Below are 13,709 nucleotides of genomic sequence, written 5' to 3' on the forward strand. Positions count from 1 at the left end.
TCATTAACTTAGTGCAGCTTGGTTTGACTTTCTAAAGTGGCGATGTGTTCACGAATGTCGCTAGCATCTTCCGCTTCAGGCGCTTCACTGAGATAGCGATGCATATCGGCTATAGCAGGGCGTAAATACTCTAGTTGCGCAAAGATCAAACCGCGATCTCTAATTTCCTCAACCGAATCGGGCAATAAAATGACCAAGCGCTCTTGAATGCCCAGTAAGCGCTCCCAGCGCTCATGCTCGGAGTAGATCATTTTGAGGTTTCTGAGGAAGCGCGACAAGATCTCTCTTGGGCTGGAGGCCCGCAGGAAGACGTTAAGAGGAAGACTGAGCTCACCGCGATAGCCTTTGGCGTCAAGGTAGGGGTCCAACATCTCTTGCAATTGATTCTTCGAGAGTGAATCACCAGTCAACGGATCCATGATGATTTCACCCTGTTGTAATGAAATACGCATCATAAAGTGATTGGGGAATGACACGCCACGAATCTTCAAGCCAATTTGCTGACCTAGCTCGATCATCAAAATCGCTAGTGAGATAGGAATACCTCTGCGATTTTCAAGCACATAGTGCAAATACGAATTTTCGGGTGCGTAGAAATCATTCGGGTTTGGACCAAAGCCTAACTCGGTATAAAAGAAGTGCTTCAGAATTTGTAAGCGTTGCATCGGCGCAGTATCTGGCGTAATGCGTGTTTTTAATTTATTGCCTAACTCATCGAGGTGATCGAGTACACCTTGTACATCTAAATCTGGATAGGCATGTTGTGCTACCGCGATGGCAGCTTCCGTTAATGGAAAGTGTTCGTCTTCAGCAACTAATGAAGTGAAATAGTCGAGTTGTTGTGTTGGCATACATTCTATTTTGCATGACGCAAGAATTTTTGCCAGCGAATTCCGACTAAAGCGAGGGCGCCAAAGTAAACCAAGGCTGCGGCAGCCAGCCACATCGCCAATAGACCAATGCGGATCCAGGGTTCGGCCTGGAGGGTGATCCAGTTATGCGCATTTGCCGCATAAAAAAGCACTGCCGTAAAGGGAATTAAAGCCAGCAAGAGTTGTCCCAAATACTTTGCCCAGGAGGCGCTTGGGAGTGCGCCCCGTTTATGCAGCCCAACCCAGAGCAGGGCAGCATTCAGACAGGCGCCAGCGCCAACCGATAGAGCCAGGCCGGCATGACCAAGCCAGGGCACGAATACCAGGTTAGCCAGCTGCGTAGCTACCAGCACGAACAAGCCAATCTTCACTGGAGTCCGAATGTCTTGGCGGGAATAAAACCCGGGCGCCAAAATCTTGACGAGGATTAGGCCTATCAGACCAACGCCATAGGCTGCTAAGGCACGTTGCGTCATTAAGACATCCAGCGCATTAAATTTTCCATAGTGATACAAAACAGCAGCTAAGGGCTCGCCAAAAATAAAGAGTGCAATGGCGGCAGGTGCTGCAAGCAAGAAGGTAAGTTGTAATCCCCAAATGAGTAATTCGCCTGCATGCGTTAAGTCATTTTTGGCATTGGCTTTACTCAAACTGGGTAGCAACACTGTACCCAATGCAACTCCAAGTAGGGCAGTTGGGAACTCCATTAAACGATCGGCATAAGAGAGCCAAGAGACGCTACCCGCTTGTAAGCGCGATGCGATATTGGTGTTGATGATTAAAGAGATTTGCGCAACCGATACAGCAAAGACTGCTGGCCCCATTAGCTTGAGAACGCGCCGAGCACCAGGATTGCTGATTGCTGCTTTGATGGCACCAGGCAATAAACCAATGCGCGGTAAAAGACCAAGACGAGCAAGCGCCGGAATTTGAATGGCTAATTGCAAAACGCCGCCCAACAGAACGCCAATGCTTAATGCATAAATGGGTTGCTCCAAGTGGGGCGCCAAAAAGAGGGCGCTACCGATTAAAGCCAGGTTGAGTAAAACAGGGGTAAAAGCGGGAATCGCAAAGCGATGATAGGTATTCAAAATCCCTGCGGACAGAGAGACCATGGAAATTAGCCCAATGTAGGGAAACATGATTTGGGTCATGACAACGCTGGCGTCATAGGCTGGTCCACCGGAAAAGCCTGTAGCAATCACCAAAATGAGCAAGGGGGCGCCGATGACTCCCAGGAGTACCGTCAGCAACAAGGCCCAAAATAAGAGCGTGGCGACTGCGTTAATGAGGATTTTGGCCTTATTTTGGTCCTCATTTGTGGAGATTTCCCCCAAAATGGGTACAAAAGCCTGGGAAAAGGCCCCTTCGGCAAAAAGCCGGCGCAGCAAATTCGGTAGCCTAAAAGCCACATTAAACGCGTCTGTCCACTCTGAGGCCCCAAAACTACGTGCGATCAGGGTCTCCCGCAGCAGCCCCGTAATACGGGAAAGCATGGTCAGGGAACTAACCTTGGCGGCGGCAGAAAGCAGGTTCATGAGCCGATTTTCACCTATTTATGGGAGGACTGGGCTTTTTTGCCCCTTTCAGGTAAAATCATGGGTTTTGGCGAGCTTGCTTATGAATCTGGCAAGTCCGCGAGATTTTTAACTAATCGCATTTTGCAATTTATAGAGGCAAGGTTTAAAGATGGCCAACACAGCACAAGCGCGTAAGCGCGCACGCCAGGCAGTAAAACAGAACGAGCACAATTCCAGCTTGCGTTCAAAGCTTCGTACTTCCATTAAGGCAGTGCGTAAGGCGATCGATACTGGTGATAAAGCTGCTGCAGCGAAAGTGTTCGCAGCAACTCAAGCAACTATCGACAAGATTGCTGACAAAAAGATTGCTCACAAAAATACTGCAGCACGTCAAAAGTCACGTTTATCTGCAGCTATCAAGGCGATGGCAGCGTAATTCAGTAAAAGTTTTAGGCTGGTCGAATCATCATTTCGACCTAAGCCCGCTCCTTATCAGAGCGGGTTTTTGTTTTTAGGACTGGGTTTGGGGTTTGGGTTCAAACTCACAGGCCTCTTCAATCGGTAGACTGTTGTCTTTGGCAAAGTTCATGACAAAGTCGAGCGCTCTTGGATCGAGGTCACCTAGTCTAGTATCGATAACAACGCATTTCACTTTTGCAATCAGCACTGGTCTGACATAGGGCGAATAAGTGAAGCGAGGGTCTCCAGAATCTCCTGGAGGGCGAAACGTAGCCATTACCCCGCAAAGACGCTCCGCCCAATCACTGGGCCGAAATGGTTTGCCAGAAGTGTTGATGCCTTGAATGAAAAGCTTTTTGTGGTTCAAGTTGGCGTAAAGAAGTTCGTAAGAATCGTATTGCTAAGCCCTCTAGCTTAACAGCCGGAGGTGACCGTAAGATGGCTTTATGTTCTATTTTCGTGCAGTTGAATGTTTTAAGAAAAAAATGCAAGCCAAAACTTTAGTAGAAAGCTCAACTATGACATCTCTGGCAAAGCCTCAAGTGCCTGGTCAGGTAAGGCACTATCTGCAGTTTTCTGACCTCACTCGTGAGGAGTATGACTACCTGCTCAAAAGATCAGCATGGTTAAAGTCCAAGTTCAAAAGTTATGAGACTTGGCACCCTTTGCATGATCGCACATTAGCCATGATTTTTGAAAAGCATTCCACGCGTACACGCCTCTCCTTTGAAGCGGGCATCCATCAGCTTGGTGGCCACGCTGTATACCTGAACACCCGAGATACTCAGTTAGGTCGTGGCGAGCCTGTAGAGGACGCTGCACAGGTGATTTCACGGATGACCGACATCATCATGATCCGCACCTTTGGTCAGGAGATCATTGAGCGTTTTGCTACGAACTCTCGTGTACCAGTAATTAATGGTTTAACCAATGAATATCATCCATGCCAAGTTTTGGCAGACATCTTCACCTTTGTTGAAGCCCGTGGACCGATTCAAGGAAAAACCGTAGCTTGGGTTGGTGATGCTAACAATATGGCCTACACCTGGATTCAGGCGGCGGAGTGCTTAGATTTTCAGTTGCACTTCTCTGCACCTGAGGGGTATCAATTAGACCCAACACGTTTAACAAAGAACGCCGCAAAACATTTAAGTGTTTATGTTGATCCAAAAGATGCTTGTAAAGGTACTGACTTGGTGACTACCGATGTATGGACTAGCATGGGCTATGAGGCTGAAAACAATTTACGTATGAATGCTTTCCAGGATTGGATGGTAGATGAGGAGTTAATGGCAGTCGCAAAGCCAGATGCTTTATTCATGCATTGCTTACCAGCGCACCGTGGCGAAGAAGTTTCTGCGGGCGTGATCGACGGTCCGCAAAGCATTGTGTGGGAAGAGGCGGAAAATCGTTTGCATGTTCAAAAAGCGTTAATGGAGTATTTGCTCTGCGGTCGTTTGGATTAATTAATAAAGCGTAAGCAATAAAATATTAAGTAACTTGTCTTTAATTAATTTTGATTGAATAAGAAATCATGTCTGATATTAAAAAAGCTGTACTAGCCTATTCTGGTGGACTCGATACTAGTGTGATCTTGAAGTGGCTTCAAGATACCTATGGTTGTGAGATCGTTACCTTCACCGCTGACTTGGGTCAGGGCGAAGAATTAGAGCCGGCGCGTGCCAAGGCGTTACAGTTTGGTATCAAGCCTGAAAATATTTTCATTGATGACTTGCGTGAAGAGTTTGTGCGTGATTTTGTGTTCCCCATGTTCCGCGCCAATACGATTTACGAAGGTGAATATCTTTTGGGTACATCCATTGCCCGCCCATTAATTGCGAAGCGTCAAATTGAAATCGCCCGTTTAACTGGCGCTGATTCTGTATCTCATGGCGCCACTGGTAAAGGTAACGACCAAGTTCGCTTCGAATTGGGCTACTACGCACTTGAGCCGGGAATCAAAGTAATTGCCCCTTGGCGCGAATGGGATCTGCTGTCACGCGAGAAGTTGATGGCTTACGCAGAAAAGCATGGCATTCCAGTTGAAATGAAACATAAGCAAGGCGGCTCTCCTTACTCTATGGATGCCAATTTATTACACATTAGCTATGAAGGCCGTCATTTAGAAAATCCAAATGCCGAGGCTGAAGAGTCTATGTGGCGTTGGACAGTTTCTCCAGAAAAAGCTCCCGATGCGCCGCAAATTATTGAAATCGAATTTAAAGCGGGCGACCCAGTTGCGATTGATGGCAAATCCTACAAGCCACATGAATTATTAGCTGAGCTCAATCGTATTGGTGGCATGCATGGCATTGGTCGTCTCGATTTAGTTGAAAACCGTTTTGTTGGCATGAAGAGCCGTGGTTGCTATGAAACTCCTGGTGGCACCATTCTTCTGAAGGCGCACCGCGGCATTGAGAGCATTACCCTTGATCGCGAAGTGGCCCACTTGAAAGATGATTTGATGCCACGCTACGCAAGCTTGATCTATAACGGCTTATGGTGGTCTCCTGAGCGTCTTGCTTTGCAAACCTTAATTGATCATACGCAACAGATGGTCAATGGCGTTGTGCGCTTAAAGCTCTACAAAGGTTCTGTATCGGTGATTTCTCGTGATTCAGCCAATACCTTGTTTGATCAAAATATTGCAACCTTTGATGATGATGGTGGTGCATACAACCAAGCGGATGCTGGTGGCTTCATCAAGCTCAACGCATTGCGTATGCGTATTGCCGAAATAGCAAAGCGTAAGCGCGCCAAGAAGTAATTAGAAAAAATATTGAGAACTAAACAAAATAGAAAGAACCCAGATGCAATTTGATCAAGTTTCAGTCGGCAAAAAAGCCAATGTATATTTTGACGGTAAATGCGTTTCCCACACAGTGACTTTGCCAAATGGTGTGCGTAAGTCAGTTGGGGTGGTGCTACCCAGTACTTTGCGTTTTGACCTGAGCACCAAAGAGATCATGGAAGTAGTTGATGGCAATGCTTTTGTCAGCATCAACGGCGCTCCAGAGCAAGAATTTAAGGCTGGCCAAAGCTGGGAAGTAGAAAAGGGTGGTTATTTCATCATTCGTGCTGAGCAGCCAGTGCACTACGTTTGCCATTTTGAGTAAACGCATTTACACCTAAAGAAAACGCAGACCTAGGTCTGCGTTTTTTATTTCCTTGCCACACTGCGTTGATTAATTATTTCTTAGGTAAGCCACTAATCACGCTGCCAGGCGCAATCACTCTTTCTGAGAACCATTGCTTATTCATCTCCAGGGCGTAACGAATCGCTACTTTGGGACAATGATTGTTGGTGGTCTCTGCTTGCATCTCTTCAATATTCACAATCTTGCCATCGTCAGCAATGAATGCAATCGAGAGTGGAATCTTAGTGTTATTCATCCAAAAGCAATGACCTGCTTTTTGTTCAAAGATAAACAGCATTCCTGAATTCGTGGGCATGCTAGTGCGATTCATGAGGCCCACTTCTCTCGCCTTGGGCGTATCAGCTAGCTCTGCTTGGATACGATAGATTCCCGTTTTGAGTTCAATACTCGGTAGCCCAACATTGACCTGCGCTAATGCGAGGGCGGGGCAAATGAGAAACGCAATAGAGAAAAGCGTGTGAACTAGTTTGTTATTTGTATCCATGTTGAGAATTTTAGGCGAGTCAATTTGTAGGCGAAAAAAAACCCAGGAACGAATCCTGGGTTTTCCATAATGATCTAAGGACTATTAAGCCGCTTGGATATTGGTAGCTTGCTTGCCTTTAGGGCCTTGGGTAATGTCAAACGTTACCTTTTGGTTTTCCTTAAGGGTTTTAAACCCAGGCATAGTAATTGCGCTGAAATGCGCGAACAACTCTTCTTCACCATCATCAGGTTTGATAAAGCCAAAACCTTTTGCATCATTGAACCACTTAACAATTCCGGTCGCCATGCGAACTCCATTACATAAACTTAAAACAACCGTGATGAGGGTAAATACTTTTTAATCAGTCTCAATCCACAACACGCCTAAATAGAACCTCTTTTGAAGCCTACCCCCCGATTGTTTGCCCTTTTTGTAGGGGTGTCAAGGAGTTATGTGTACTTCACTCTCAGTAATTACCCCTTTTTTTATCGAAAATTGCCCCAATATGGGTTAAACAAGGGTTTTTGAGGGGTTTTCGCAACAAGACCCTGGTTAAATCAAGTTTAGATATCTGTTTAGAATGTTTCTCATGAGCCGCACACCTAAAAATCCCACTACTGGCGTCCCTGCCAATCCTTATGTTGAGGACACCCTTCTTCTCGAAAAACAGGTCGAGCAAGTTAAGGCGCCTTCGATGTATAAAGTTTTATTACTGAATGATGATTACACGCCAATGGAATTTGTGGTGATGGTTATTCAGGAGTATTTTAATAAGGACCATGAAACAGCAACGCGCATCATGTTGCAGGTTCATTTGGTTGGCAAAGGTGTTTGCGGAATATTTACCCGTGACGTTGCTGCCACGAAGGTGCATCAAGTTATTGAATTATCCCGTGAAGCGGGTCACCCACTACAGTGCACTATGGAGGAAGTATGATTGCCCAAGAACTAGAAGTAAGCTTGCATATGGCGTTTGTTGACGCGCGGGCATCAAGACATGAGTTCATTACCGTAGAACATTTGCTCGCCGCCTTGCTCGATAACGCTACTGCCGTCGAGGTATTAAAGGCTTGCGCCGTTAATATTGCAGAGCTACGTGCTCAACTCAAAAACTTTATCAATGACAACACCCCTGTGGTGCCAGGCAATGATGAAGTGGATACACAACCAACCTTAGGATTTCAGAGAGTGATTCAGCGGGCGATCATGCACGTTCAATCAACATCCAATGGCAAAAAAGAAGTTACTGGTGCCAATGTTTTGGTGGCGATTTTTGGTGAAAAAGATTCTCATGCAGTGTATTTCTTGCAACAGCAAGGGGTCACCCGTTTAGATGTGGTGAACTTCATTAGTCATGGTGTGCGTAAAGATCAAGCTGAGCACGTCAAACCTGCTGACAACACGCAAGAAACCGAAGAAGCTGCTTCTTCAGGCAAAGAGAGTCCATTAGATCAATACACCCAAAATCTCAATGCCCTCGCTCGCCAAGGCAAGATCGACCCATTGATCGGCCGTGAGAGTGAAGTAGAGCGAGTGATTCAAGTCCTTTGCCGTCGTCGCAAGAACAACCCGCTATTAGTCGGCGAGGCCGGTGTTGGTAAGACTGCGATTGCAGAAGGTTTAGCTTGGAGAATCGTTAAAGGCGATGTGCCTGAAATCTTGGCTAACGCAACGGTATATTCCTTAGATATGGGCGCTTTGTTAGCAGGCACTAAATATCGTGGTGATTTTGAGCAACGCCTGAAGAGTGTGCTCAAGTCATTAAAAGACCATGCACATGGTGTCTTATTTATTGATGAGATTCACACCTTGATTGGTGCTGGTGCTGCATCAGGCGGAACATTGGATGCAAGCAACTTATTGAAGCCGGCTTTGTCTAATGGTCAACTCAAATGTATTGGTGCAACTACCTTTACTGAATACCGCGGCATCTTTGAAAAGGATGCTGCTTTATCGCGTCGCTTCCAGAAGGTCGATGTGGTTGAGCCAACAGTTGATCAAACGGTACAAATTCTGCGTGGCCTGAAATCTCGCTTCGAAGAGCACCACAGCGTCAAATATGCTGCTGGTGCCTTGGTGGCAGCAGCAGAACTTTCTGCTCGTTATATCAATGACCGTCATTTACCAGATAAAGCAATTGACGTGATTGATGAAGCGGGGGCAGCACAACGCATCTTGCCAAAGTCTAAGCAGAAGAAAACCATTGGCCGCCCTGAAATTGAAGAGATTGTGGCTAAGATTGCGCGCATACCGCCTCAATCTGTCACCGTTGACGATCGTAGTAAGTTGCAGACCTTGGATCGTGACATCAAGAGCGTAGTCTTTGGTCAAGATCCTGCTATCGAAGCGTTAGCGAGTGCGATCAAGATGACTCGCGCTGGGCTTGGCAAGATCGATCGTCCCATTGGATCTTTCTTGTTCTCGGGTCCCACTGGCGTCGGTAAGACCGAGGTTGCAAAACAGCTTGCTTACATTTTGGGTATTGAGCTCTTGCGCTTTGATATGTCTGAGTACATGGAGCGTCATGCAGTGAGCCGCTTAATTGGTGCGCCTCCAGGTTATGTGGGCTTTGATCAAGGTGGTTTACTTACGGAAGCGGTAAATAAAAAGCCTCATTGCGTCCTCTTGCTCGATGAAATTGAAAAAGCTCACCCTGATATTTTCAATATTCTCTTGCAAGTGATGGATCACGGTACTTTGACGGATAACAACGGTCGCAAGACTGATTTCCGCAATGTGATCATCATCATGACTACTAATGCTGGTGCTGAAGCAATGCAGAAGTCGACCATTGGCTTTACTAACGCACGTGAGTCTGGCGATGAGATGGCCGACATTAAGAAGTTCTTTACGCCTGAGTTCCGCAATCGCTTGGATGCCATTGTTTCCTTCAAGGCGCTGGATGAGACCATCATCATGCGCGTAGTTGATAAGTTCTTAATGCAGCTAGAAGAGCAATTGCATGAGAAGAAGGTTGACGCCACTTTCAGTGCGGCACTACGCGCGCACCTTGCAAAACATGGTTTTGATCCCTTAATGGGCGCTCGCCCAATGCAGCGCATCATTCAAGACACGGTTCGCAAGGCTTTGGCTGACGAACTACTCTTTGGTAAGCTGGCGCAAGGCGGTCATGTCGATGTGGATATTGATGCTGATGGCAAAGTGCAGTTGAACTTTGAGGCTCCTAAGTTACCTGGCAAAGCCGCCAAGGTGGACGTAGCACCTGCAGAAGAAATGTAATCAATTACAGACGCACTACTCAAAAAGGAAAATATGTCCCATCACGATAAATTGCTAGAGGCCTTTGAAACTTACAAAGCGGAGAATGAGAAGTTCCAAGGCAAAGGCATTAAAGCGTCTGCTGCTCGTGCTCGCAAGGCTTTGCAAGAGATTGCTGGTTCTTGCAAAGAACGGCGCAAGGAAATTACTGCAGAAAAAGAATCTCGCGAAGGTGCGGGTGCTGGTATGTCACAAGATGCTGCACGCAAAGCGCATATTCGCAAGTAATGAGTAGTAGGATTTATAGAAGTAAAAAGCCACCCTTTGAACTGACCCCCAAAAGTTGGACAGTTTAGTTAGGTTAGCACGAGGGATTGGGTTCGGTAATTTACCGGGCTCAATCCCTTTAGTTTTTGTTTGATTCGATCATGGTTGTAGTAGTGGATATATTTCTTAAGCTCTGTTTTAAATGACCCGACATCGTCAAACTTCTTTTGATAGAAGAACTCGGTTTTCATAATCCCAAACCAGTTCTCCATGACTGCGTTATCCAAGCAATTACCTTTTCTAGACATGCTTTGAGTAATACCTTGCTTGTAAAGAGCCTGTTGATATAGCCCCATTTGGTATTGCCAGCCTTGGTCTGAGTGCAATACTGGCCTGTCTTCATTCTTGAGTCGTTTGAAGGCGCTCTTTAGCATCTGCATTACTGAGCTAATCTGTGGCCGATCAGCAATCTCATAGGAGACGATCTCTTGGTTATAAAGGTCTAAGATCGGCGATAAATAGACTCGCTCACCCTTGATATTGAACTCAGTGACATCGGTGACCCACTTCTCATTAGGTTTGCTTGCTCCAAAGTTACGCTCCAATAAATTGGGAGCCGCTTTACCAATATTCCCCTTAAAGGACTGGTATCGCTTAGGCCTCACAAGGGATTTAAGTCCTAGCTGCCCCATGAGCTTTTGTACGGTCTTGTGGTTTAAATATTGCTGTTGATTGCGCAGCTCTAAATGTACCCGCCGATAGCCATAACGGCCCTGGTGGGCATTAAAGATCTGGGTAATACGATCTTTAGCCAACTCATAAGGATCAGGCTCATGATTACTACTGGCTGCTCGCCAGTAGTAGTAAACGCTTTTAGCCATCTTGGCGATGAGTAGTAAGTCTGGTAAACGGTAATACGGCCTTAGCTCAGTAATTACTTGGGCTTGTTCTCTTTTGTTGCTTTGCTCTGAGCTAAGGCTTCTAACTTTTTTAGGTAGGCAGCCTGTGCTTCGGCGAACTCCAAACGTCTTCGCAACTCTGCCGGCGTGAGTTCTGAGATAGGCTTTTTGAGTAATGCTTTGATATTAAATTGGGACATAGGCGGTTGTCCTCTCTGTCGATTGGCAAGGGCTGTAATACCGCCTTCATTGTAGAGTTTTTGCCATTGCAAAATGGTGGTCATACTACCAATCCCAAAGTGGGCAGCAGCTGGCCTAGCTGATATCTGATGCTGTGCCATATATTGGAGAACTTGGACTTTGAACTCTGGGGAATGGCGTTGGTAGCTGGGATTAAGACCACTATGGCCATGTGCTTGATAGGCTAAAGCCTATTTGCGGACATCTGAGTGACTAATCTCAAATAAGTGACTTACCCGCTTAAGACCACCTGACTTTAGAAACTCTTTAACTACCTTTAGCTTGAACTGCTTGCTGTACTTGCTCATAAAACAAAACCCCCTTGGTTGGACATAGCGTCCAACTTTTGGGGGTCAGTTCACTCGGGTGGCTTTTTTGTTCATTCGTATTGGTAGATGAATTAGCTGCGACCGGTGCTGCCAAAGCCGCCTGCACCACGGCTACTTTCACTGAACTCCTCGACGACTTTGAGTTCAACTTGTTGCACTGGCATCACTACGAGTTGTGCAAGGCGCTCCATTGGCTCAAGCTTAAATGGAGTAGATCCACGATTCCAGGTGCTCACCATCAATTGACCTTGGTAGTCAGAATCAATGAGGCCAACTAAGTTACCCAAGACGATGCCATGCTTATGACCAAGGCCTGAGCGAGGAAGAATAAAAGCCGCATAGCGTGGATCTTCTACATAAATGGCTAAACCGGTAGGCACTAAAATAGTTTGGCCCGGAGCAATCTCCATCGTTTCATCGATACAGGCACGTAGATCTAGTCCAGCGCTACCAGGGGTGCCATAAGTAGGTAGTTGAGACCGCATCCGTTCATCGAGAATTTTGACTTGTAAAGATTGCATGAAATTTCCTAAAGCAGGGAATGTAAGTAAAGAGAATGCTGTTAAATTTTCTTGGCTACTAGTTGAATGAGTTGGCGAGCAAGGTGAAGTTTTTCAGCCTTCGCTATTTTTTTACTACCACTAGCATCCATAACGAGTAACTGATTGAAGTCGCTTCCAAAGGTATCTGGACCAATGTTGCCAACAATCATTGGAATACCTTTGCGCTTCAGTTTCTCGTCCGCATGCTTTTCGAGATCGGTGGATTCGGCAGCAAAGCCAACGCAATAAGGGGAAGGTTTGCCGTTTTTGGTTTTGACTGTCTTGGCAACATCTAAAAGAATATCTGGATTGGCTACAAATTCCATGTTTGGAGCACCATCACCTTGGCGCTTTATTTTTTCTTTGGCAGGCTTTGCAATGCCCCAGTCTGCTACTGCCGCTACCGCAAAGAACACATCGCAATCAGTGGCTGCCAATGTTGCAGCGTGCATTTCTTTAGCGCTCACGACATTAGTCCGGATAATCTTTCCAGTCGCCTCTAATGGCGTAGGAAGATCGCAGGGGCCTGCAATCAGACGTACTTGGGCACCAGCCTCCAAAGCGGCTCTAGCAATGGCAAAGCCCATCTTTCCGGAGCTGTGATTGGTAATGCCGCGGACTGGATCAATCGCTTCAAAGGTGGGGCCAGCAGTAATCAATACTTTTTTACCTACAAGTGATTTCTTTTGAAAGAAGGCAATGACTTGCTCAGAAATTTCTGCAGGCTCAAGCATTCTTCCCATGCCCACTTCTCCGCAAGCCTGAAAGCCACTCGCGGGGCCGAGAAGAGTTACCCCATCATGGTGGAGGCGGTCAGCACTCCTCTGAGTGGCTGCGTGCTCCCACATCTGTTTGTTCATCGCAGGGGCAATTAGCAACGGGCAATCTCTTGCTAAGCAAAGCGTGCTGAGCAAATCATCCGCCAACCCAAGGGAAAGTTTGGCCATAAGGTCTGCACTCGTTGGCGCAATCAGGATGATGTCAGCTGAGCGTGATAACTCGATATGAGCCATATTGTTACTAATGCTGTTATCCCATTGGCTGGTGAAGACTGGATTGCCTGTGAGCGCTTGCATGGTGACAGATGTCACAAATTGTTGTGCAGCCTCGGTCATCACTACCTGTACAGAAGCGCCCTCTTGTATTAACAGGCGAGCGAGCTCTGGTGTCTTATAGGCGGCAATGCCGCCGGAGATGCCGAGAACGATTTTCTTATTTAAAAGTGATTGCATGGCGCCAGCTTAATGGGATTGAGGGGATTTGCCAAATGACTTGCGCAATTCGCTCCAGATGATGAGGCCTGCCCCAATACAGATTGCGCTATCGGCAATATTAAAGGCTGGCCAATGCCAGTTGGCGTAGTGCAGATCGATGAAGTCAACTACGGCGCCATACATGATTCGGTCTAAAACATTGCCTAGCGCACCACCCAGAATCAGACTGAGTGCCAGGCACAGTAGTTTCTCGCCAAGGCTTTTACGTAATAAGTAAATGATGTAGATGCTGGCTATGAGACCAAGGATAGTAAAGAACCAACGCTGCCAACCTGATCCCTGCGCCAAGAATGAAAACGCCGCGCCTGGATTAAAAAGCAGTAGCCAATTCAGAAAAGGAAGGACGGGTTCAGGCACACCCATTTGCAAATTGCTTAACGCAGCCCACTTACTCAACTGGTCTAAGAGCAGAATCATCGTTGCAATAGCAAGATAGCGAAGCATTGGCAGGCTCATCAATTGCT

15 protein-coding genes and 1 pseudogene are annotated in these 13,709 nt (G+C 46.6%); 7 read left to right on the top strand and 9 right to left on the bottom strand.

All coding sequences use genetic code 11. The annotated features are described in order from the left end of the window. Nucleotides 1-8: 8 nt before the first annotated feature. Together VC178_RS10035 and murJ are read right to left on the bottom strand one after the other, a co-directional pair. Entirely contained in the window at nt 9-851 is an 843-nt protein-coding gene (locus tag VC178_RS10035; RefSeq protein ID WP_215318836.1) for a SirB1 family protein, read from the bottom strand. Between the two features lie 5 nt (nt 852-856). Then, on the bottom strand, nt 857-2,410 hold the full coding sequence (murJ, locus tag VC178_RS10040; RefSeq protein WP_323482436.1) for a murein biosynthesis integral membrane protein MurJ: 1,554 nt from the start codon (nt 2,408-2,410) through the stop codon (nt 857-859). Nucleotides 2,411-2,561: 151 nt separating this feature from the next. Here murJ and rpsT point away from each other — a divergent pair, with 151 nt between their 5' ends. Beyond that, entirely contained in the window at nt 2,562-2,828 is a 267-nt protein-coding gene (gene rpsT, locus VC178_RS10045) for a 30S ribosomal protein S20 (RefSeq protein WP_068949332.1), read from the top strand. Between the two features lie 75 nt (nt 2,829-2,903). On the opposite strand, the gene VC178_RS10050 is transcribed toward rpsT, so the two are convergent. Beyond that, on the bottom strand, nt 2,904-3,218 hold the full coding sequence (locus VC178_RS10050) for a DUF3579 domain-containing protein (protein ID WP_215295739.1): 315 nt from the start codon (nt 3,216-3,218) through the stop codon (nt 2,904-2,906). Nucleotides 3,219-3,369: 151 nt separating this feature from the next. On the opposite strand from VC178_RS10050, the gene argF reads away from it, so the two are divergent. The 3 genes from argF (at nt 3,370) to VC178_RS10065 (ending at nt 5,967) form a co-directional block, all read left to right on the top strand. Then, nucleotides 3,370-4,317 (top strand): ornithine carbamoyltransferase, encoded by a 948-nt coding sequence (gene argF / locus VC178_RS10055; protein WP_323482468.1) that lies wholly within the window; start codon nt 3,370-3,372, stop codon nt 4,315-4,317. Between the two features lie 68 nt (nt 4,318-4,385). Beyond that, nucleotides 4,386-5,618: an argininosuccinate synthase gene (locus VC178_RS10060; protein WP_323482437.1), complete on the top strand. Its 1,233-nt coding sequence runs from the start codon at nt 4,386-4,388 to the stop codon at nt 5,616-5,618. Between the two features lie 43 nt (nt 5,619-5,661). Continuing rightward, the gene (locus VC178_RS10065; protein ID WP_215295737.1) at nt 5,662-5,967 is read left to right on the top strand and encodes a pyrimidine/purine nucleoside phosphorylase; all 306 of its coding nucleotides are present in this window, start codon (nt 5,662-5,664) and stop codon (nt 5,965-5,967) included. Between the two features lie 73 nt (nt 5,968-6,040). Here VC178_RS10065 and VC178_RS10070 read toward each other — a convergent pair whose 3' ends face one another. Then, entirely contained in the window at nt 6,041-6,493 is a 453-nt protein-coding gene (locus tag VC178_RS10070; RefSeq protein WP_215295736.1) for a DUF192 domain-containing protein, read from the bottom strand. An 84-nt stretch (nt 6,494-6,577) separates the two neighbouring features. Continuing rightward, complete coding sequence (locus VC178_RS10075; RefSeq protein ID WP_011903586.1) at nt 6,578-6,781, bottom strand: cold-shock protein; 204 nt, start codon at nt 6,779-6,781, stop codon at nt 6,578-6,580. Between the two features lie 274 nt (nt 6,782-7,055). Between VC178_RS10075 and clpS the strand changes: the two genes are divergently transcribed. The 3 genes from clpS to VC178_RS10090 are packed head-to-tail and all read left to right on the top strand — an operon-like array spanning nt 7,056 to nt 9,982. Further along, a complete protein-coding gene (clpS, locus tag VC178_RS10080) occupies nt 7,056-7,412 on the top strand; it encodes an ATP-dependent Clp protease adapter ClpS (RefSeq protein WP_215295735.1) in 357 nt (118 codons plus the stop codon). Continuing rightward, nucleotides 7,409-9,715, top strand: a complete 2,307-nt coding sequence (clpA, locus tag VC178_RS10085) for an ATP-dependent Clp protease ATP-binding subunit ClpA (RefSeq protein ID WP_215295734.1) — start codon at nt 7,409-7,411, stop codon at nt 9,713-9,715. Before clpS ends, clpA begins: the two co-directional genes overlap by 4 nt. A 33-nt stretch (nt 9,716-9,748) precedes the next feature. After that, a complete protein-coding gene (locus VC178_RS10090; RefSeq protein ID WP_068320954.1) occupies nt 9,749-9,982 on the top strand; it encodes a hypothetical protein in 234 nt (77 codons plus the stop codon). A 68-nt stretch (nt 9,983-10,050) separates the two neighbouring features. On the opposite strand, the pseudogene VC178_RS10095 reads toward VC178_RS10090, so the two are convergent. The 4 genes and pseudogenes from VC178_RS10095 to lspA form a co-directional block, all read right to left on the bottom strand. Continuing rightward, a pseudogene (locus VC178_RS10095) lies at nt 10,051-11,408 on the bottom strand (IS3 family transposase). Nucleotides 11,409-11,500: 92 nt separating this feature from the next. Then, nucleotides 11,501-11,950: a dUTP diphosphatase gene (dut, locus tag VC178_RS10100; protein WP_216124653.1), complete on the bottom strand. Its 450-nt coding sequence runs from the start codon at nt 11,948-11,950 to the stop codon at nt 11,501-11,503. Between the two features lie 41 nt (nt 11,951-11,991). Then, complete coding sequence (coaBC, locus tag VC178_RS10105) at nt 11,992-13,203, bottom strand: bifunctional phosphopantothenoylcysteine decarboxylase/phosphopantothenate--cysteine ligase CoaBC (RefSeq protein ID WP_215295731.1); 1,212 nt, start codon at nt 13,201-13,203, stop codon at nt 11,992-11,994. A gap of 9 nt (nt 13,204-13,212) precedes the next feature. After that, nucleotides 13,213-13,701, bottom strand: coding sequence for a signal peptidase II (gene lspA, locus VC178_RS10110; RefSeq protein WP_215295730.1), 489 nt, complete (start codon nt 13,699-13,701; stop codon nt 13,213-13,215). Between the last annotated feature and the right edge of the window lie 8 nt (nt 13,702-13,709).

Origin of the sequence: Polynucleobacter sp. AP-Sanab-80-C2 (genome assembly GCF_035012965.1) — a bacterium.
Taxonomy (GTDB): Bacteria; Pseudomonadota; Gammaproteobacteria; order Burkholderiales; family Burkholderiaceae; genus Polynucleobacter.

What these genes read in the sequence shown, in the direction of transcription:
- clpA (WP_215295734.1), top strand. Translation starts at nt 7,409, where the DNA reads ATGATTGCCCAAGAACTAGAAGTAAGCTTGCATATGGCGTTTGTTGAC.
- VC178_RS10075 (WP_011903586.1), bottom strand. Translation starts at nt 6,781, where the DNA reads ATGGCGACCGGAATTGTTAAGTGGTTCAATGATGCAAAAGGTTTTGGC.
- VC178_RS10060 (WP_323482437.1), top strand. Translation starts at nt 4,386, where the DNA reads ATGTCTGATATTAAAAAAGCTGTACTAGCCTATTCTGGTGGACTCGAT.
- rpsT (WP_068949332.1), top strand. Translation starts at nt 2,562, where the DNA reads ATGGCCAACACAGCACAAGCGCGTAAGCGCGCACGCCAGGCAGTAAAA.
- VC178_RS10070 (WP_215295736.1), bottom strand. Translation starts at nt 6,493, where the DNA reads ATGGATACAAATAACAAACTAGTTCACACGCTTTTCTCTATTGCGTTT.
- dut (WP_216124653.1), bottom strand. Translation starts at nt 11,950, where the DNA reads ATGCAATCTTTACAAGTCAAAATTCTCGATGAACGGATGCGGTCTCAA.
- clpS (WP_215295735.1), top strand. Translation starts at nt 7,056, where the DNA reads ATGTTTCTCATGAGCCGCACACCTAAAAATCCCACTACTGGCGTCCCT.
- argF (WP_323482468.1), top strand. Translation starts at nt 3,370, where the DNA reads ATGACATCTCTGGCAAAGCCTCAAGTGCCTGGTCAGGTAAGGCACTAT.
- murJ (WP_323482436.1), bottom strand. Translation starts at nt 2,410, where the DNA reads ATGAACCTGCTTTCTGCCGCCGCCAAGGTTAGTTCCCTGACCATGCTT.
- coaBC (WP_215295731.1), bottom strand. Translation starts at nt 13,203, where the DNA reads ATGCAATCACTTTTAAATAAGAAAATCGTTCTCGGCATCTCCGGCGGC.
- VC178_RS10090 (WP_068320954.1), top strand. Translation starts at nt 9,749, where the DNA reads ATGTCCCATCACGATAAATTGCTAGAGGCCTTTGAAACTTACAAAGCG.
- lspA (WP_215295730.1), bottom strand. Translation starts at nt 13,701, where the DNA reads ATGAGCCTGCCAATGCTTCGCTATCTTGCTATTGCAACGATGATTCTG.
- VC178_RS10035 (WP_215318836.1), bottom strand. Translation starts at nt 851, where the DNA reads ATGCCAACACAACAACTCGACTATTTCACTTCATTAGTTGCTGAAGAC.
- VC178_RS10065 (WP_215295737.1), top strand. Translation starts at nt 5,662, where the DNA reads ATGCAATTTGATCAAGTTTCAGTCGGCAAAAAAGCCAATGTATATTTT.